16 protein-coding genes are annotated in these 18,700 nt (G+C 38.4%); 4 read left to right on the plus strand and 12 right to left on the minus strand.

From position 1 onward, the window contains the following. Positions 1 to 82: 82 nt before the first annotated feature. From OL225_RS08105 to OL225_RS08140, 8 genes are all read right to left on the minus strand, one after another. Complete coding sequence (locus OL225_RS08105) at positions 83 to 499, minus strand: RrF2 family transcriptional regulator (RefSeq protein ID WP_052184575.1); 417 nt, start codon at positions 497 to 499, stop codon at positions 83 to 85. Between the two features lie 165 nt (positions 500 to 664). Further along, complete coding sequence (locus tag OL225_RS08110; protein ID WP_264517898.1) at positions 665 to 1,159, minus strand: GNAT family N-acetyltransferase; 495 nt, start codon at positions 1,157 to 1,159, stop codon at positions 665 to 667. 381 nt (positions 1,160 to 1,540) lie between these two features. Further along, positions 1,541 to 3,691: a zinc-dependent metalloprotease gene (locus tag OL225_RS08115; protein WP_264517899.1), complete on the minus strand. Its 2,151-nt coding sequence runs from the start codon at positions 3,689 to 3,691 to the stop codon at positions 1,541 to 1,543. An 81-nt stretch (positions 3,692 to 3,772) separates the two neighbouring features. Then, complete coding sequence (locus tag OL225_RS08120; protein ID WP_264517900.1) at positions 3,773 to 5,038, minus strand: NAD(P)/FAD-dependent oxidoreductase; 1,266 nt, start codon at positions 5,036 to 5,038, stop codon at positions 3,773 to 3,775. 8 nt (positions 5,039 to 5,046) lie between these two features. Further along, complete coding sequence (locus OL225_RS08125) at positions 5,047 to 6,045, minus strand: 4-hydroxyproline epimerase (protein WP_264517901.1); 999 nt, start codon at positions 6,043 to 6,045, stop codon at positions 5,047 to 5,049. Continuing rightward, positions 6,042 to 7,532, minus strand: coding sequence for an aldehyde dehydrogenase (NADP(+)) (locus OL225_RS08130; protein WP_264517902.1), 1,491 nt, complete (start codon positions 7,530 to 7,532; stop codon positions 6,042 to 6,044). Before OL225_RS08130 ends, OL225_RS08125 begins: the two co-directional genes overlap by 4 nt. A 16-nt stretch (positions 7,533 to 7,548) precedes the next feature. Next, a complete protein-coding gene (locus tag OL225_RS08135) occupies positions 7,549 to 8,454 on the minus strand; it encodes a dihydrodipicolinate synthase family protein (RefSeq protein WP_264517903.1) in 906 nt (301 codons plus the stop codon). Positions 8,455 to 8,545: 91 nt separating this feature from the next. Next, positions 8,546 to 9,427, minus strand: a complete 882-nt coding sequence (locus OL225_RS08140) for a helix-turn-helix transcriptional regulator (protein ID WP_047374734.1) — start codon at positions 9,425 to 9,427, stop codon at positions 8,546 to 8,548. Between the two features lie 184 nt (positions 9,428 to 9,611). Between OL225_RS08140 and OL225_RS08145 the strand changes: the two genes are divergently transcribed. Both OL225_RS08145 and OL225_RS08150 read left to right on the plus strand, forming a co-directional pair. After that, positions 9,612 to 11,000: an aminopeptidase P family protein gene (locus OL225_RS08145; protein WP_264517904.1), complete on the plus strand. Its 1,389-nt coding sequence runs from the start codon at positions 9,612 to 9,614 to the stop codon at positions 10,998 to 11,000. Positions 11,001 to 11,013: 13 nt separating this feature from the next. Beyond that, positions 11,014 to 13,185: a S9 family peptidase gene (locus OL225_RS08150; protein ID WP_264517905.1), complete on the plus strand. Its 2,172-nt coding sequence runs from the start codon at positions 11,014 to 11,016 to the stop codon at positions 13,183 to 13,185. Between the two features lie 55 nt (positions 13,186 to 13,240). Here the strand turns inward: OL225_RS08150 and OL225_RS08155 are convergent, their stop codons facing one another. Further along, positions 13,241 to 13,666: a hypothetical protein gene (locus OL225_RS08155; RefSeq protein ID WP_047374740.1), complete on the minus strand. Its 426-nt coding sequence runs from the start codon at positions 13,664 to 13,666 to the stop codon at positions 13,241 to 13,243. A 126-nt stretch (positions 13,667 to 13,792) separates the two neighbouring features. Between OL225_RS08155 and OL225_RS08160 the strand changes: the two genes are divergently transcribed. Next, positions 13,793 to 14,398, plus strand: a complete 606-nt coding sequence (locus OL225_RS08160; RefSeq protein WP_264517906.1) for a DNA-3-methyladenine glycosylase — start codon at positions 13,793 to 13,795, stop codon at positions 14,396 to 14,398. Positions 14,399 to 14,489: 91 nt separating this feature from the next. On the opposite strand, the gene OL225_RS08165 is transcribed toward OL225_RS08160, so the two are convergent. From OL225_RS08165 to mug, 3 genes are all read right to left on the minus strand, one after another. Then, positions 14,490 to 16,370: a hypothetical protein gene (locus OL225_RS08165; protein ID WP_264517907.1), complete on the minus strand. Its 1,881-nt coding sequence runs from the start codon at positions 16,368 to 16,370 to the stop codon at positions 14,490 to 14,492. Positions 16,371 to 16,383: 13 nt separating this feature from the next. Continuing rightward, complete coding sequence (locus OL225_RS08170) at positions 16,384 to 17,274, minus strand: T9SS type A sorting domain-containing protein (protein WP_264517908.1); 891 nt, start codon at positions 17,272 to 17,274, stop codon at positions 16,384 to 16,386. A 178-nt stretch (positions 17,275 to 17,452) separates the two neighbouring features. Continuing rightward, positions 17,453 to 17,989 (minus strand): G/U mismatch-specific DNA glycosylase, encoded by a 537-nt coding sequence (gene mug / locus OL225_RS08175; RefSeq protein ID WP_264517909.1) that lies wholly within the window; start codon positions 17,987 to 17,989, stop codon positions 17,453 to 17,455. Between the two features lie 296 nt (positions 17,990 to 18,285). On the opposite strand from mug, the gene OL225_RS08180 reads away from it, so the two are divergent. After that, positions 18,286 to 18,603 (plus strand): DMT family transporter, encoded by a 318-nt coding sequence (locus OL225_RS08180; RefSeq protein WP_047374748.1) that lies wholly within the window; start codon positions 18,286 to 18,288, stop codon positions 18,601 to 18,603. Positions 18,604 to 18,700 lie beyond the last annotated feature (97 nt).

Genomic DNA, 18,700 nt, shown 5'->3' on the forward strand with positions numbered 1-18,700 from the left:
TTGAATTGAGATTTAAGTCTTGCAAATATATATAAAATTCTATAACTCCTATCAAAATAGTAGAATTTAAATAGAAATTTTTTTAATCTTTATTTATAAACTTAGTAAGTGTGGCTTCCATCATGCTTGTTCTGGTCTTCTCACGAACGATCATGAGTTCTTTTCTCAGATAGCAGACTGCTTCATCTACACAATCGTCACATGCTTCGTAAAAATTTAAAGAAACACACGGTGTAAGAGCAATAGGACCATCAAAAATACGGTAAATATCTGCTAATGAAACATCGTCAGGAGATTTAAGAAGGTAATACCCTCCTACTTTGCCCTGTTTACTGTTGACAAGCTTAGCTCTTTTAAGCTCGAGAAGAATTTGTTCCAGAAATTTCTTGGGGATGTTTTCATCTTGTGCAATAACAGAGGTTGGCAGAAAGCCCTGGTTATAATTCCTTGCTAATCTGACCATTGCTTTAAGTGCATATTTGCAACGTTTTGACATCATAATTTCTGCAAGTTATGATAAATTATCTGATAAATGAAATGTTTTGTGTGGAAGGAGTTTGAAGTAGAAGTGTATAAAACCACCCCGTCAAAAATTCTTTGAATTTTCGCCACCCCTCCAGTGGAGGAGAATTCTGAGACCCCGGTTTTAAGTATCAGGATCTGTTTACTTCTTCTGTAATAAAAAGTAAGCAAGTTCTTCATTCTCACGAATCAGATTTTCAATTCTCCTGAAACCGCTTTTCAGAAGAACTTTCTGAGAACCTATATTATCAAGATCGGTTACTGCTACGATATCTCTCTGATGATTTAATGATAAACAATAATCAACAAGGGCTTTACAAACTTCGGTTCCGAGTCCTTTGCCCCAGTAATTTTCTCCTAAGGTATACCCTATTTCTAACTGGTCAGTATTATCAAGGAAGACTCTGGCAAGACACATTCCTACAAAATCGTTATTCTGGGTGTTGAATATTCCCCATCTGCTGAATGGTCCTGCTTCATAATCAGACAATGCTTTGTCAAACATTTCTTTATATTCTTCTGGAGTTTTGTAAGGAAGATATCGGGTAACGTTTTCATTTTGAAAAAGAGTGGAGAATAAAGAAAATTCTTCAGGAGAAAATTCGCGGATGATGATGCTGTCGTTTTTGTAATGCATTGGATATTGTTATCAAAGAATAAAAGTACATAAATAAAATAAAAAATTGGGCTTAAAAATTAAGCCCAATCAACTGCATATGAATACTAAACTATTATCCATATTTCTGAGAAAAGTGTTTTGTTATTTAAAAAGTTTTAAACCAGTCTGTAACTGCTTTGAAATAATAATCTGGAGGTTGATGGCCTTGCAGACCACCACCCCCAGAATATTGTCCATAAGCATATAAACTAAGTCTAACTTTAGAAGTGCCTGAATATTTTTTACTTACATCTCCCAGAGTTCCAATAGGTGTTGTAGTGGTGGGATTTGGGTTTGCATAGTTTTTTGATATCCAGAATGCAGCTTGTTCGTTTCCAAACTGACCGTTAGCGTTTGATCCTATTTTTTAGTGAATTTTTGGGAAGATTTTCCTAAAGAAGTTTCAATATCAATTAAATAAGTTCCGCTTAGGAAGTGTTTAACATCAACCTTATCACCAATAACTTTTGCATTCATTTTTCTTCCAAACATATCATAAACAGAAATTGATTTAATTTTCCCTTTTGTTTTAATATTTAATACATCAGAAACTGGATTGGGATAGATAGATGTTTCTGAGTTTGTTGTATCAACGTCTGAAGTGGATAATGATGATAATGCACAAGGGGTTGTAATACTGCCATTTGGTTGTGTATTATATCCAAACTCAGTTACAGAATAACCCGAACCATTGGCCCCAACAATCAGTTTGAAATAGCCGTTAATATTGTAACCTTCGAATTGGTTTCTAAAACCAACATAAGCGGTTTTGCCAGACCAGGTAGTGTATGTAGGAGTGTATACGTCAAGTTGTCCAGGAGTACCAATTGGATAGCCTATATTATTTGCATTCGTTATGGTGGTACAAGCTGGAATTAAACTGATATTTCTTGTTCCTGTTTGGCATACTAATCCTTTCCAATAGGTTTCCAATTTTAATTGATTTGCTCCATAGTACCAGGCACCATACCCTGCATCATCACTAAGCTCCGGGTTAATGATAAAATATTTCCAAGTTGCCCCGGAGTTGGTGGTTACTGTTGTTGGTGTTGGGTTGGCATAACTTTCCAGAGGAGTTCCTGTAACTATTTTATAAGGATCTTTATAAGAGAAAGTTAGTGCTAAAGCTGTTGTTGATCCTAGTGAAGTTACACCTCCTGTTATAGCTGCGTTTAAGAACGTAATTGATGAATTCAGGACCTGACTTTTAGGGTGACTGGTTGCAGCACCATTTATGGTAAGCGTAGCAGTAGTTGGGTTTGTAACTGCTATAGCTGCTGTTAGTCCTGCTGGTAATGAAGAAGTGAAATGTGTTCCTGCAGTAAGAGCTGTTCCATTTGGTACGGCAAATGTTGCTCCGTTTAGCGTAATCGTTGATGTAGGGGCAGATGCTACTGTTCCATCTAATGACACGGCTCCATTATTGTTTAGGTTCTCTGTAAATGTACTGTTGCTAAGGGTTAATTTAGGTAGAGTATTAGCAACTCCGGTTGCGGCTAAGTTGGCAGGCTGCCATAAATTCATTCGCGAAGGATGATTTAATGCTGCCAGCATTCTGTTAACCTGTCCATTGGTAAACATTTTATAACAACCGGAAGAGCCATTGTATCCCATATAGTTTTCAACGTTCACTTTTTGTCCAAGACAATTGTTACCCGCTGAACATCCTAATCCGGAAGAATTATTTTCTACAGGGGTGTCAGCAACTCCATCACCATCATTAGTTGGGTTTGCAGTTGAACATGGAACATTAAACGTGTGCTGAAGATTTAACCAATGCCCAAATTCGTGAGTAAATGTATCAGAAAACTCGTTTGAAGCCGTTGTTCCTGCAGCATTAAATATATAACGTCCATTATATACAACTCTGGCTGTATTTACTGAAGTCATGTATGAATCCGGATACCAGGCAACTCCTGATTGATATAAATCTTTATTAGCATACAGATCATTCTGTATATACACATTCATATACTTTGTATTATCCCATGCATCTGTGCCAATTTCTGCATCATATCCGCCTCCATTGCCATATCCGCCTTTGAAAGGATGAAATACCACTCCGCTTGTTGCTTTTCCGGTTGGATCAATTTTAGCTAAGCGAAATTCAATGCTTAACGCTCCTCTGATAGATTGGAAATCAGGATCCACAGTATTTGAATCCGTGTTAATTCCATTGAAATTTAAGTTGATTTGTTCCAGTAAGTCAACTACTTTCTGGTAATTTACTTTTACATTGCTTTGAGATTCTCCATATACATGAAAAACCACAGGGATGATGTACGTTGGATTGTTGATCCTATTATTCAATGAATTTTTGTCTGATCCCATTTTTTTTACGAAATCTTGGGTGTATTTCTCAAAATTTTCATATTCAGCCTTAGATTCAGGGTGCAGTTTAAAATGTTGTTTCATCATTTCATCTGCTTTACACTCATGAGGTCTGTTTTCTTGCGCAAAACCTATTATTGGAAATAGGGAAACAAGTACTAGTAATTTAAATTTTTTCATAAATTTTGGATTTGGTTGTTAATAAATTATTTGAATAATCAAATTGTTTTTTGGCTTGATTTGTGTGTTATGTGGTGTTTTCTAACTAAATCTTTCAGGGTTGAATATCTTTATCTCAACCGTTGGCTTTTGGTCATTGGCAAGTTCTGAAACTGTTTTTCCAAAAATGGGTCCTAAACTTAAACCCATCATACCGCCGCCGCCTCCTATAATCAGGTTTTTTAATTGGGAAGATTGTCCTAAATAAGGCAGTCCATCCGGTGCGCAGGGCCTGTAGCCGAACCAGATTTCAGATTCTTTGGGTTTTTCAATCTGAAAGTCAGGTAAATATTGAGGAATAGACCGGACGATACCTTCTACTCTTTTCATGTTAATTTTATCATGATGGGAAGCCAGTTCCATAGTTCCACCGAAGCGGATCTGCCCATTCATAGGAGTGACAGCCACTCTTGCTTCCAGTAATAAAGCAGCATGGTTCATTGTATTGATTTGATTTTCAGTGGTATACATGAATGAATATCCTTTTCCTGGCATTAATTGAATTTTGATTCCTGCTTTCTGAGCCAGTTCAGGGAGAAATGAGCCTCCGGTCATGACGAAACGGTCTGCTGTAAACTTTTTATCATTGGCAATTACTGCTTTAATCATGTTTACTGATGTTTCAAATCCGGTTACCTTGTGATGGGTATGAAAAACGACACCATTATTTTTAAGATAAGAGATCATCTGCTTCATCAGTTTCATCGGATTCATATGGCCGTCACATTTATAATTGACCCCGCCAATAACGTCCAGCCGGATATTGGGCTCGAGTTCCTGAATTCCTTTTTTGTCCAGAATATCAACAGGTAATCCCATACTGATTGCTTTATGAGCAAGTTCTATCTCCTCTTCTGCTACTTTCTCCGTTTTATAGAGCATTAAAATGCCATTTTGATTAAGCTCAAAATCAAATTCATCCTTTGAGGCAATCTCATTATACAGTTTGCTGCTCGCAAGATTAAGATCCCGGATAGCAGCTGTGGAATAATCAACATGTTTTTGGTTAGAATGTTTCAAAAACTTCAATCCCCAGGAGAACAAATCTGTATTCAATGAAGGCTTTACATAAAACGGACTTTTGCTATCAAACATCCAACGGATTCCTTGTGCAACAACACCCGGCGCCGCTAACGGAGTAAAGTGACTGGGAACTATCATTCCTGCATTGCCATAAGAACAATTGTTGGAAAGATCATTCTGTTCCAGAATTTCTACACTCCAGCCTTTCTGTAAAAGATAATAAGCGGAGCTTAAACCAGCTATTCCTGCACCAATAATGAGTGCTTTTCCTTTATTCTGTGTCATATGTTTGTTTACATTACCTGAAATCCCTGCCAGTAAGGATCTTCATCGTCAATAATAATATGATTATAACCTGTAATTCTTGCCCAGCCTTCTACTGACGGAATAATTGCAGATTTCCCGTCTACAGTATCCGTTCCTTCAATTCTTCCTATGAACTGGGACCCGATATAGCTTTCATGGATAAATTCTTCTCCTTCTTTTAATTTTCCTTTAGCATACCATTGAGCCATTCTTGCAGAAGTACCTGTTCCGCATGGTGAACGGTCCAGAGCGTTCTCTCCCACTAAAACAGCATTTCGTCCACTTGCTTTGGGATCTTTGGGATTACCTGTCCATTGAATATGGCTTAATCCGGTAATGTGTTCGTTCTCAGGATGAATGAACTGGTATTTTTCATTAAGTAATTGTCTGATGATTTTTCCGTAATGAATAAGCTGGCTGGCTGTAAAATCTGAAATATCTCTGAAGTTTTCCTGAGGATCTATAATAGCATAGAAGTTCCCGCCATAAGCTACATCAGCTTTTATCAATCCTAGATCCGGGCATTCCACTTCCAGGTTTTCGGCATACAAAAAGGATTTTACGTTGGTTAATTTTACAGAGGTTACTTTTTTGCCTTCCTGTACATAATCGATGAGAATAAGTCCTGCCGGTGTTTCAAGGCGCAGCTTTCCGGGGACTTTAGGGAAAACCAAACCTTCTTCTATGGCAATCGTTACGGTTCCTATTGTTCCGTGTCCGCACATGGGTAGACATCCACTGGTTTCAATATATAATACTCCGATATCGTTTTCTTCGCTAAAAGGCGGATACAAAATACTTCCACTCATCATATCATGACCACGGGGTTCAAACATGAGTCCTTTCCGGATCCAGTCGTATTCTTTCATAAAATGAAGCCTGCGCTCCATCATGGATTTTCCTTTTAAAATGGGGCCTCCTCCCGCAACAAGACGTACAGGGCAGCCACAGGTATGCGAATCTATACAAAAAAATGTTCTGTTCATGTGGTTTGTAATTTTAATGATTCTGAATTGACTTCTCCATCGACTATTCTGCTGATCTGTAACGGATTTTCATTCCTCAGTTCTTCGGGCAAAAATTCATCCGGCCAGTTTTGGAAAGAAATAGGACGGATAAACCTCTTTACAGCATCCGGTCCTACGGAGGTAAAACGGGAATCAGTAGTGGAAGGAAAAGGGCCTCCGTGTTGCATGGCATAAACAACTTCTACTCCTGTAGGCATTCCGTTGAAGAGTAACCTTCCACATTTATCCTTCAGAAAGTTGATCAGCATAAAATGATTCCGGAGGTCTTCATCGGTAGCTGCTACGGTAATGGTTAACTGTCCTTTCAGCTGTTGAGCAACATTCATTATTTCTTCATCCGTTTCACATGCTACAATAATACCAAATGGGCCAAAGACTTCTTCACTCAATACAGGATTATTCATGAAGTTTCTGGCATTGGTTTTTATAACGGAAGCGCTTCCCAGACAGTCTTCTGTTTCTTTATTTACTGATGCAATTAATTCAACATCAGGTTGTTCTGTTGCGATTTTTTTGTTTTTTTCGAAACTTTCAAATATCCCTTTGTGAAGCATATTAGCGGGAGCAACCTTCTGAATTTCATCTTTTAAAGTATTGATAAAGCGGTCAAGAGAATTCCCTTTCAATGCAATAAACACTCCCGGATTTGTACAAAACTGTCCTACTCCTAACGTTAAAGAAGTAATATATTCTTTTGCTAATATTTCTGCTTTGTTTTCAAGCAGTTGTTTCAGCGCAAATACAGGATTGATACTTCCCATTTCTGCAAATACGGGAATAGGATTTTCACGAAGGTTCGCAATATCAAACAGGGCTTTTCCTCCATTGAATGAACCGGTAAATGCAACAGCCCGTATATCCGGATGCTGAGTCAAATAAGTCCCAATATCATAGGATGCTCCGGTAATATGGCTAAAGATCCCTTCAGGCCATTCGAATGCTGTAACAGCAGCCGTGATAGCATCAGCCATCATTTGCGATGTCTCAGAATGTGCCGGATGAGCCTTTACAATGACAGGGCAGCCTGCCCCAATGGCACTCGCTGTATCTCCGCCCGCTGTAGAAAAAGCAAACGGAAAATTACTGGCTCCGAAAACAACTACAGGGCCTATTCCTACATTGTATTTTCTGATGTCTCCTTTTTGCTTATCAGGCTGTGAAAGATCAATTCTGGCTTCTGTATAGATTCCGGCAGCAATAGCTTTTGCATAGCTTCTCCATTGTCCTGTTGTTCTTGCCTTTTCGCCGGTAAGTCTTGCCAAAGGCAGTGAGGTTTCAGCATGAGCTGTCGCCAAAAGTTCTTCTCCCAGTACTTCAATCTGATCGGCAACTGCGTTCATGAAGGCTGCCCGTTCTTTTACAGTGGTATTTTTCAGAAACTGATAAGCTTCGGCAGCCATCTGAATTCTCCTCTCAATATTTTGTGTTGATGTTTCTTCAATCATAGCTTTCTTTCTGATGTTAATCTAATGCCGGTCGGTTGGCTATGCCTTCTTCAATGATCTTTTTAATTTTTTCAGCTTCCTCGCCATGTAGCTCCAGACGTGGCGCTCTTACGTAAGGACTGCTTATTCCTTCTGCTGTAGCAGCCAGCTTGATGTACTGGATAAGTTTAGGGTGAATATCGAGTTCCAGTAATGGCATAAACCATCTGTAGATTGCTACAGCTTTATCATATTTACCTGCTTTAACGTAGTTGTACATTGCCATGGTTTCATTGGGGAAAGCATCTACAAGACCTGCTACAAGGCCATCTGCTCCAAGCATCAGAGTTTCCAGGCAAATGGTGTCTACTCCGCCAAGGATTTTGATTCTTTTTCCAAAACGGTTAATCATTCTGGTTACATTCGCAAGATCTCTTGTAGATTCTTTAACAGCCTGTATGGTTGGATATTCAATAAGCTCTTCAAACATTTCAAGGGAAACATATATTCCATAATCTACAGGATTATTGTATATGAGGATAGGAAGATCTGTAGCAGAAGCTACGGCTTTGAAATATTCAACAACTTCATGGTTATCAGCTTTATAGCGCATTGGAGGAAGAAGCATCAGACCATCTGCACCAAATTCTTTTGCTTTCTTAGCAAAGGTTACTGCATTTTTGGTAGTATTTTCGGAAAGGTTAAGAATAACTGGAATTCTTCCCTGTGTTATTTTTTTTGCATATTTCAGCAGCTCAAATTTTTCTTCAGTTTCCAAAGCACTGGCTTCACCTAATGTTCCTGCGAGAATGATTCCGTGAACACCTGCTTGGATCTGGGCTTCTGTATTGAGAGCAAACATTTCAAAGTCTATCTCACCTTTTTTGGTAAAAGGAGTTAATACAGCAGGATAAATACCTTCCCAGTTTAGTTTTGTACTCATATCAAATAATATTTATCCAAAACTAGCAGAATTTCAAAACGGTAAATGTTAATATTTTAATAGATATTAACCGTATTTTAACAGGTTGTTTTTATTGCTCTATGGTAGCCTCTTTATAGTGTTTAAGGTATTCTTTAGGTGAATATTTCATAATGGACTTGAAAACCCGGTTAAAATTGGTAAGGCTGTTGAATCCGCTGTTAAAAGCCACAGAAGAAATACTGTACATGCTGCTGGATGTCAAAAGTTTGCAGGCTCTTTGTACGCGAAGCTCATTAAGATACTCAATATAAGTAATGCGGGTACGTTTTTTAAAAGAGCGGCAAAAAGCCTGAGGAGTCATACAGGCTTCTTTGGCAATAAGGTCGAGGGTAAGTTTAGTTTGGGCAAAATTCTTCTTAATAAAAGTCTGGGCATCTATAATTCTTTGATCATAGTCTGAAATATGATCAGGCAGCTTCTTTTCTGCGGATAAAGGGATGTGGAGATGCCTGTTTTGCATAAGGTGACTCAAAATCCTGATAAAATCTATGATCTGGTCTACTCCTTCTGTTTTTTGTAATGCTGCAATGTTTTCCCCGATGCTTATTTTTAATTTAGGAGCCACCTGGAAGCCTACTTCTGAATGGGCAATAAAATTTTTAAGTTCTCCGAATTCCGGTAAGTCGAAAAATGCTGCAATTTTTTTATAAGGATCAAAAAAAATAGAGATAGAATGAACTTTTTGTTTTTCATTTTTATCAAAATTGCCCCTGAAAACATGTGATTGATTAGCGCCAAGATAGAAAATGTCACCTGCCTCAAAATTAAAGAGGTTTTGTTCTATAGCCAGTGTTCCATGTCCTTTAATAATCCACATGATCTGGGTTTCTGTATGGCGATGGAAGTAAGGATAGAAATTGGGCATTATATCTTCCTGAATGCGGATGCTTTTGTTGGTGTCGGCAGGGACTGAAAACTGGAGACTCTTCATTGAATCAGTATTTTATGAGCTAATGTATTTAAAAGGTTAAAATATGACCGAATTTAAGCAAAATATGAACACTGGATATCATATTAAAATCCAAACTTTACATTATCTTTATTTTCACGAATAAAGAGCGGTCAATAGTACAAAATCGTAACTTTAAAGCTTTAAATTAAAAAGTATTCATAATATGTTTTCAACACAAACCTATCAGGATAGAAGAACAGTATTAAAAAATAATGTTGCCAACGGAATTTTATTGTTTTTGGGAAATATAGAGAACCCTGTGAATTTTGAACACAATCCTTATTATTTCCGTCAGGACAGTACTTATCTATATTATTTCGGAATTCAGGAACCCCGTATTGCTGCCATTATTGATATTGATGAAAATAAGACTATTATTTTCGGAGATGAATTAAGTATAGATGATATTGTATGGATGGGCAGACAGGAAACACTGAAAGAGAAAAGTCTGAAATCCGGAGTACAGGAAACTTTGCCCTATGCAGAACTTGCTCAATATATTCTAAAAGTACAGGCTTCCGGCAGAAAGGTACATTATCTTCCTCCATATCAGGCTTCCAATAAAATTTTGCTTGCCGATCTTCTAGGTATTAAAATAGCAGCATTACAGCCTTCTGTAGAGATGATTAAAGCCATTGTGAAACAGCGTTCTATAAAAGAGCCTCAGGAAATAGTGCAGATAGAACAGGCTGTGAATGTATCCAATGAAATGCATCTGCTGGCAATGCGTTTGGCTAAACCAGGTGTTAAAGAATACGAAATTGCCAATGCCATCCAATACCTTGCTGCCAATAAAGAATGTCAGATGTCCTACCCTCCGATTGTAACCATAAACGGAGGAATTCTGCATAATCATTATCGTCTCAATACCTTGAAAGAGGGAGATCTTTTCCTTAATGATTCCGGAGCGGAAACTGCAATGGGATATGCGGGAGACCTTACCAGAACGTTTCCTGTGAGCAAAACTTTCAGTACAAAACAAAAGGAAATGTATGAAGTTGTACTGAATGCTTTCAACAATGCCCAGCAGCTTCTGAAACCTGGAGTTAAGTTCAGGGATATTCACCTGAAAGCCTCACAGCATCTTGTAGAAGGTCTTATTGATCTTGGATTGATGAAAGGAAATCCTGAAGAAGCGGTACATAACCATGCTCATACCCTGTTTTTCCAATGCGGATTGGGGCACATGATGGGACTTGATGTCCATGATATGGAAGATCTTGGAGAACAGTATATTGGTTATACCGAAGAAGAATCAAAGGATACCAAAACATTTGGTCTTAAATCTTTACGCTTAGGAAAATCCCTTGAATCAGGATTTGTAGTAACCGTTGAACCCGGTATTTATATGATTCCGGAACTGATTGATATCTGGCAGACTGAAAATAGAAATGCAGATTTTATTAATTATGATAAAGTAAATGAATACCGAAACTTCGGAGGAATCCGTGTGGAAGATGACTTCCTGATTACAGATAACGGGTACAGACTTCTGGGGAACGGACTGATTAAAACGGTAGAAGAAATTGAAAATTACAGAGCTGAAAATTAATTAAAAACTATCTATGAAGAACATAAAAAAACTAACGGTTATTGCATTGTACTTCCTGTGTCTGTCGCCATTGGCAGCACAAAAAACACAATGGACTCCGGATGGCAATGCCTATTATTCGTTTACTAAAAAAGGAGTTGAAATTGTTGATGTGCTGCATCCCGGAAAAGACCAGACCCTTTTAAACAGCAATGAACTGGTTCCTGCAGGAAGTTCTGAAGCACTGCAGGTACAAAGTTTTCAGGTATCTCCGGATGACAAAAGTTTATTACTCTTTGCCAATACCAAGAAAGTATGGAGAGACAACACCCGTGGAGACTACTGGATTTTCGATAAAAACACTAAAAAGCTTACCCGGCTTGGAAAAGGCTTGCCAGCTTCATCACTGATGTTTGCAAAATATTCACCCGATGGCAAAAAAGTAGCGTATGTATCTAAACACAATATTTATGTTGAAGATCTTTCAAATAACCAGCTTACCAAGATCACTACCGATGGCACAGACGGAATGATTAACGGTACTTTCGACTGGGTATATGAAGAGGAGTTTGGAACTCAGGATGGTTTCCGATGGTCACCCGACGGAAACAAAATTGCTTACTGGAAACTGGATGCACGAGGCACAAAAAACTTTCTGATGATTAATAATACAGACAGCCTGTATTCATTTACAGTTCCTGTAGAGTATCCCAAAGTGGGTGAAAATCCCTCAGGATGTAGTATCTGGTTCTATGACCTTGCTTCCAAATCTTCAAAGAAAGCTGATATTGCAGGAGATGAAATGCAAAACTATATTCCGAGAATGGAATGGGTACTGGATTCTAAATCCGTTATTCTGCAGCAATTGAACAGAAAACAGAATCAAAGTAAAATCATCGTGGCAGATGCCAGTTCCGGAAACAGTAAAACCATTCATACGGAAAAAGATGCTGCATGGATTGATATAAAGTCCCGCTGGAATGACAATGATCCGAAGGGCTGGGACTGGATTGATAATGGAAAAGAATTTCTATGGCTTTCTGAGAAAGACGGATGGAGACATATTTATAAAATAGATATGAACGGTAAGGAAACATTGATTACGAAAGATGCCTTCGATGTGATTAAGCCGGAATTTTTTGATGTTCAGAACAAACAGATTTACTTCTTAGCTTCCCCAAATAACGCCACTCAGAAATACCTGTATAAAGTAAGTATGAAAGGAGGAAATGCCCAAAAAGTAACCCCGGCATCCTATACAGGTTCTAATAGTTATACCATATCGCCTAATGGAAAGATTGCTATGTTTACCAATAACAGTATCAATGCATTTTCTGCAGATGCAGTAATATCACTTCCGGAGCATAAAGAGCTTGTAGCTGCCAAAAGATCTGCAAAGGCTGATCCAGCTAAGTCTAAAGCTGAATTTTTTCAGATTACGACACAGGATGGTATTACATTAGATGGCTGGGTAGTAAAGCCTAAAAATTTTGACCCCAATAAAAAATATCCTATCGTTTTTACAGTGTATGGAGAACCCGCTATGCAAACGGTAACAGACGAATTTTATACCGGTTGGAATTGGTTATATGCCGGAGATATGGCTGAAGACGGCTATCTGTATGTTTCTCTCGAAAACCGTGGAACACCTGCTCCAAGAGGTCGTGAATGGAGAAAATCGGTGTATCGCAAAATAGGACAGCTTAATATCCGTGATCAGGCAATGGGTGCCAAAGCTTTGTTTGCAAAATGGCCTTATGTAGATACTTCAAGGGTTGCCGTATGGGGATGGAGCGGCGGAGGTTCATCTACCCTGAATCTTTTAGGGCAATATCCTGATATCTACCAGACGGGGATTGCAATTGCTCCCGTTGCTAATCAGTTATTCTATGACAATATCTACCAGGAAAGATATATGGGGCTTCCACAGGAAAACCGAGAAGATTTTGTCAATGGATCTCCATTGGCTTATGCTAAAAACTTAAAAGGAAATCTTCTGCTGGTTCACGGAACCGGCGATGATAATGTACATTACCAGAATACAGAAGTATACATCAACGAACTGGTAAAATACAATAAGCAGTTTCAGCTGATGTCCTATCCTAACCGTACTCATTCTATTGACGAAGGAGAAGGAACATCACTGCACTTGACTACCATGTTTACAAAATATCTGAAAGAGCACTGTCCTCCCGGAGGAAGATAAGATCATCTATAAAAAAGTCTCACCGTAATGTGGGACTTTTTTATGTTGAAGATGTTTATTTTCTTTTAAATACAATCGTCCAGGTTATCTGAAAGGGCTCTCCTTTATATTTGTCAGTTTCTTTCATGACAATTTTCATGGTTGTTTTGTCTAGTTGAGTGATTTCAAACTTTCTCTCATAATTACCCCCGTCAAATAAAGATAAGATTTTGTCTTCAGAATGTAATTCATACGAAAAATAAAGCTGTCCGCTATCAATAATGGAGCCGTCTGCATTAAACTGCATGAGGTCACTGCGGTTTAATTGATAATTTTTTACTGTCCGCTTTCCGTTTGCTTCAATTCCTTCAGTAGAGGAAAGTATAGGCTGCCATTTTCCGACAATCATTTTTTGATAAGATTGCTGATAAGGAATATTGAATGACAATGCTGCCAGACAAAAAGTAAAGATAAACAGTGTCAGATTAAAGGATTTCATCATAATTTTGCTTTTAGGTTGGGTGAATATCAATCACTCATTTCAAATGTAGTGACAATCTGTTTAACTTTATGAAAATTGTTTTTATATCCTTATTTTTAACCTGTTAAATTCATAAAACCCAATCATTTGAAACTGCCACTCTCCTATTATTCCAATCAAGATGTTCTTTTTCTGGCTCAGGATCTTCTGGGGAAAATTCTTTTTACAGCTATTAATGGTGAAACAACAGCCGGAATTATTGTAGAAACGGAAGCCTATTTCGGAGTACTGGATAAAGCCTCCCATGCTTATGGCGGCCGGCGGACAGACCGCACTGAAACATTGTATAGTCATGGTGGTATTTCTTATGTTTATTTATGTTATGGGATTCATCATCTGTTCAATATTGTAACCTCTGTAAAAGACGAGCCTCACGCGGTATTAATTAGAGCTGTTGAACCACTGATAGGAAAAGATATCATGGAATTCAGGCGGAATATGCCTGCTGATAAAGCGGCTATTTCTTCCGGCCCCGGATCTGCAGCCAAAGCCTTAGGGATTGATAAATCTTTTAATAAAAAAAATATGGACGGAAATGAAATATGGATTGAAGATCACGAAATTCAATATGCTCCCGATGATATTATAAAAGCTCCCCGTATAGGTGTTGCTTATGCCCAGGAAGATGCACTTTTACCCTGGCGGTTTTTTGTAAAAGGGAACAAATATGTAAGTAAACCCAATAAAGCGTAAGAGTTGATCTTTAATACAGCCTTAAGAGCAAAAAGAAATCCCGACACAAAATAGGTCGGGATTTTTTATAATGTTGAATCTGAAAATCAAATTACTGTATAAAAGTTACATCACCTTTGAAATTTTCGCTGCCAGTACAATTGGTCAGCTTAAGATTCCAGGAATATACTCCGGGAATATTGACATATGGTCCCGGGTTGCCGTTTGCATCAGGAGTGTATCTTCCATCCCATCTGATCTGGCCATTATAAAAACCGAGACATGTTGTTTCATATTTGTAGTAAACACGGGTTCCCCAGCGGTCATACACACTAAGTTCATACGAATAGGCATTGTATGCAGGTATGGCATATTGGTTCATCATCGTATTATAAATAACAAACGGATTGGTCACAGACATCCCTGTAGGTTTAAACAAGCCCGGAAAAGCCCCTGTAAAAACCGGAGGAGTGATTGTTGCTGTATTCGTTCCGCAAACACTTGTGACAGTTACTGTTGAGGCTGTATTTCCTGTAACGGCAGAGGTATCACTTGTACTGCCTGTATTCCAGGAATACTTAATGCTGTTTGTAGCCTGCTGCATATGAAAACTGTAATCAGGTCCTACTTCAGCTTCATTACCACAAAGTTTAATCCACGGATCAAATTTCACAGTGCCTGATCCTGTACAATTATTATAACTTACACAGCCAAAAGCACCTCTGACATTCTGAATAAGAGTAACATATACCCACTGTGAATTTTTACAGCCGTTATATTCAAATTCGATTCTGTATTTGGTACACTTGGTAGGAGTCACTGTTATATCATTAGAAGGAACAAATGGTCCGCCAATAGGTCCGGTAAATGATAAGCTGCCGTTACCTATAAAATTCCCTGCTTCATCATACCATTTGTAACTGGTGACTGTACCATTACCAGGAGCAGTAACATTAGCCCTCAATTTAATACTTGAACCACAGCAGATGACCTTATTGCTCGTCTGAATGGGAGGAAATTCTATTTTAACAATTTTGGAAACCACTACCCAGCCACTGGTACAGTTACGAACCTGTAGGGTGACTTTATAATAATGTCCGCTTTGTAAATTTATCCCGCTGGACCGTAAGCTGTAGGTTCCTGCCGGCCCATTACGTATGACTGCAAAAGGCGGAGTTCCAATGAGGTTCCCCATGGCATCACATTCCTGGGCAAACCATACATATTGAGATTCATTTGTTGTGCGGCTTCCGCTAAAAAGAATAGGGTCATCAATATTACATACTGTAGAAGGTCCTACAAGTACTGGTACAGGAGGTACCGGCTTGCAAAGCGCATCAATATAGGCATAGCCAAAATGTCCGCTATCTCTGCAGTCTGCAGTTGCAAAATAAATGGTCAGCTGCTGGCCAACATCCTGAGAAGGGATAGGAAGACATAAGGTCTGCCACTCCTTCCACGAGAGAGGTTCACCATTATAGCTTGTGGTTTGAAGGAATGGATCCGCTACGTTGCTGCCGTTAATTTTAACAGGTCCAATGACCAGATTACCAGGTGCTGTACTGCTGGCAAGGTCGTTAGTTCTGCTTACCCAGTAACTGAAAAATCCATTGATCATAGAATCGCTGTGGGCTCCCTGTAAAACCAAAGCATACATAAATGATATAGAACTTCCTGCTGTGAAAGTATAAGACATGATTTCCGCACCGTTCATAGCGGTAGAATTTCCTAATCTGAAAGCACTGCTGCCCTCTCCCACCATGGGTAGAGAAGCTCCTAATATGGGGTCATTGCCTATTCCCGTCACGGTATGCTGGGTAGGTGAAAGACTGGGAGTAAAGGTTGATAAATTTAGTGTTCCTGTTGTGTTGCTTCCAACATAAGTCTGCCAGTTGCTGAAATTACCCATTTCAGCATCACCGTTGGGACATTGGGCATTAATGCATGTCATGCTCCATAACATGCAGGTTAAAAGTATAATTAGTTTTTTCATAATTGACTGCATTTTATTGAACAATGATTTTTTGAGTTACAGGCGCCTGTCCCTGAGCATTGAACTGAATCAGATAGTTGCCGGCCGGAAGATTGATGTTATGCTGTATTGTATGTCTTCCGCTCTTGATCTGCTTACCGCTGAATATAGTATCTGCAGTACGGCCATTCATATCTATGATCTGAAGACTGGCCTGGCTCTCTTTTTCCACCTGATAAGTAATATTAATCACATGTTTGGCAGGATTGGGAGCGACAAGCAGAGGAAATGTAATAAGGGATTTTCCTTTGCTGACAACTTTATACTCAGATTTTAAAAATCCTACAGTCCGGTCAATATAATATACGGTTGCAATAGTATTTCCTGAAGCATCACGGAAGAGATAATAAGCATTGTCATAGTAGTAATCAATATCTGCATTCTTTAAGGTGTACTGATCGATGATTTCATCAACCCGGATGTTCTCGTGCTTTTGTCCGTCAAAAATAACATTCTGGTTCTCATAATGGCGAACCTGAGGATTGTGTCCGGAAGGAGGTTTTGCCCCCTCATTTAAAAAAAGATCAGCAGGGAAATAGTCCTGCCCTGTTAATACCTCTTTGATTTCTTTTGACCGAAGCTCAATAGGAGCTGATCTTCGCTGAATATCGCTGGAAAAGCTATTCCTTTCTTTACCATACAAAGAAACAACCTGATCAGCCGGGTAAGGTTTTTCATTCACAGGCTCACTGATTCTGGACTGTGCACTGAATTGAGATGAGAATACCGTAATAAGGGCTGAACAGAGTAAAAACCGGTTCAATTTTTTGAAGCATTGCTGTGGTATGCCTGAGCATAGATCCCCTGTTGTTGAATCCAATAAAACAAAATGTCTTTTAATGAATTCGCACTCTTTTGTTTTCATAATACTATTTAATGGTTTGAGTTTTAAATGTATCAAACAATTAAATATCTGGGGAGGATGAATAATTAACTGGGAGAATCAGATTAGTAAATGTATTGTTTTTTCCCTTAAGTGTGATTTTGGTGGTGTAGATGTAAAAGATAGGGTACAAAAATTGAAAAGCAGTTTTGTCACTCTCCTATTGTATTTCTGATTTTGTATGTGATGAGTTCTGATTATTTTTAACAGCCTGATAAAAACTGCTGTAACAGGAAACAAGATCAGCAAGTGAAAAGCCACGGTTCAAACCGCTTGTATTCGGTAAAACCCAGACCTTGGCTCCACAGAAATCTTCTTCCTGCAGCCCCCATAGAATTTCTTTCTTTTTAGAAAAAGCCTTGTAAGCAGCTTTGCCGAGAAAGGCCACATATTGGGGTTGATATGCTGTTATTTTTATCTTAAAAGTGTCCAGAGCATCGTCAAACTCATCTTTTGAAAGTTCGTCAGCGCGGGAGGTTGCTCTTGCGACAGCCGTTGTGAGTCCCAATCCGTAATCAAGAATAGATGTATCATTCACTGCTTCAATTTCATAAGGAGTAAAACCTGACTGATGAAGAACCTTCCAGAAACGATTACTCTTTCCTGAAAAATGATGTCCGTCATTGGAGGATTTTAACCCGGGATTGATTCCACAAAAAATAACGTTAAGATGAACGGCAATGATGTCTGTTAACATAATTTAAATGACTGGATTTATAGAAATAAAATACTTCCTTATTTTCTTTTTATGCTATAAAGATATCAATATTAAAACTATTCAGACTTACCATTTCGTTCAGAAGTATTGAACGGTTCACAGTCTGTTTGATACACTCTATCTCTGTTTTTTGCAGGGTCACACAGTTTATTTTATTGAACGTGAACAGATAATGGTAATTTTGCAGTAGTAATTGAGATGGGATCTTTTATTGTGAAGAACTCATTTTTAATGACGGTCTTTCAATAACGGCAACATCATTAAAAATAAATAGTATGAACTGGATTGCATTAATTATCGCAGGAATTTTTGAAATTGGATGGCCTTTAGGACTTAAATTATCTCAACAACCGGAAAATAATAAATGGAGCTGGATCATATTTTCAATCGTATGTATGACCGTTAGCGGCGGATTTCTCTGGTACGCTCAGAAAAGCATCCCTATTGGAACAGCCTATGCAGTATGGACTGGAATTGGTGCTGTAGGAACTTTATTGGTCGGGATTCTGTTTTTCCAGGACTCAGCAAGTATTTTAAGATTGCTCTCTGCATTACTGATTGTTGTAGGAATAGTTGGGCTCAAAATATTTTAAAATAAGATATTCCTCTAAAAAAAATTGGCTTAAGATTATTACTAATCATTAAGCCAATCATCATTCAACATTAGCATAATAAACTAACCACATTTAT

It is taken from the genome of Chryseobacterium viscerum (genome assembly GCF_025949665.1).
Lineage (GTDB): Bacteria > Bacteroidota > Bacteroidia > Flavobacteriales > Weeksellaceae > Chryseobacterium > Chryseobacterium viscerum_A.

Coding starts and splice junctions, on each gene's coding strand:
- OL225_RS08105 (WP_052184575.1), bottom strand. CDS start 499: ATGATGTCAAAACGTTGCAAATATGCACTTAAAGCAATGGTCAGATTA.
- OL225_RS08110 (WP_264517898.1), bottom strand. CDS start 1,159: ATGCATTACAAAAACGACAGCATCATCATCCGCGAATTTTCTCCTGAA.
- OL225_RS08115 (WP_264517899.1), bottom strand. CDS start 3,691: ATGAAAAAATTTAAATTACTAGTACTTGTTTCCCTATTTCCAATAATA.
- OL225_RS08120 (WP_264517900.1), bottom strand. CDS start 5,038: ATGACACAGAATAAAGGAAAAGCACTCATTATTGGTGCAGGAATAGCT.
- OL225_RS08125 (WP_264517901.1), bottom strand. CDS start 6,045: ATGAACAGAACATTTTTTTGTATAGATTCGCATACCTGTGGCTGCCCT.
- OL225_RS08130 (WP_264517902.1), bottom strand. CDS start 7,532: ATGATTGAAGAAACATCAACACAAAATATTGAGAGGAGAATTCAGATG.
- OL225_RS08135 (WP_264517903.1), bottom strand. CDS start 8,454: ATGAGTACAAAACTAAACTGGGAAGGTATTTATCCTGCTGTATTAACT.
- OL225_RS08140 (WP_047374734.1), bottom strand. CDS start 9,427: ATGAAGAGTCTCCAGTTTTCAGTCCCTGCCGACACCAACAAAAGCATC.
- OL225_RS08145 (WP_264517904.1), top strand. CDS start 9,612: ATGTTTTCAACACAAACCTATCAGGATAGAAGAACAGTATTAAAAAAT.
- OL225_RS08150 (WP_264517905.1), top strand. CDS start 11,014: ATGAAGAACATAAAAAAACTAACGGTTATTGCATTGTACTTCCTGTGT.
- OL225_RS08155 (WP_047374740.1), bottom strand. CDS start 13,666: ATGATGAAATCCTTTAATCTGACACTGTTTATCTTTACTTTTTGTCTG.
- OL225_RS08165 (WP_264517907.1), bottom strand. CDS start 16,370: ATGAAAAAACTAATTATACTTTTAACCTGCATGTTATGGAGCATGACA.
- OL225_RS08170 (WP_264517908.1), bottom strand. CDS start 17,274: ATGAAAACAAAAGAGTGCGAATTCATTAAAAGACATTTTGTTTTATTG.
- mug (WP_264517909.1), bottom strand. CDS start 17,989: ATGTTAACAGACATCATTGCCGTTCATCTTAACGTTATTTTTTGTGGA.
- OL225_RS08180 (WP_047374748.1), top strand. CDS start 18,286: ATGAACTGGATTGCATTAATTATCGCAGGAATTTTTGAAATTGGATGG.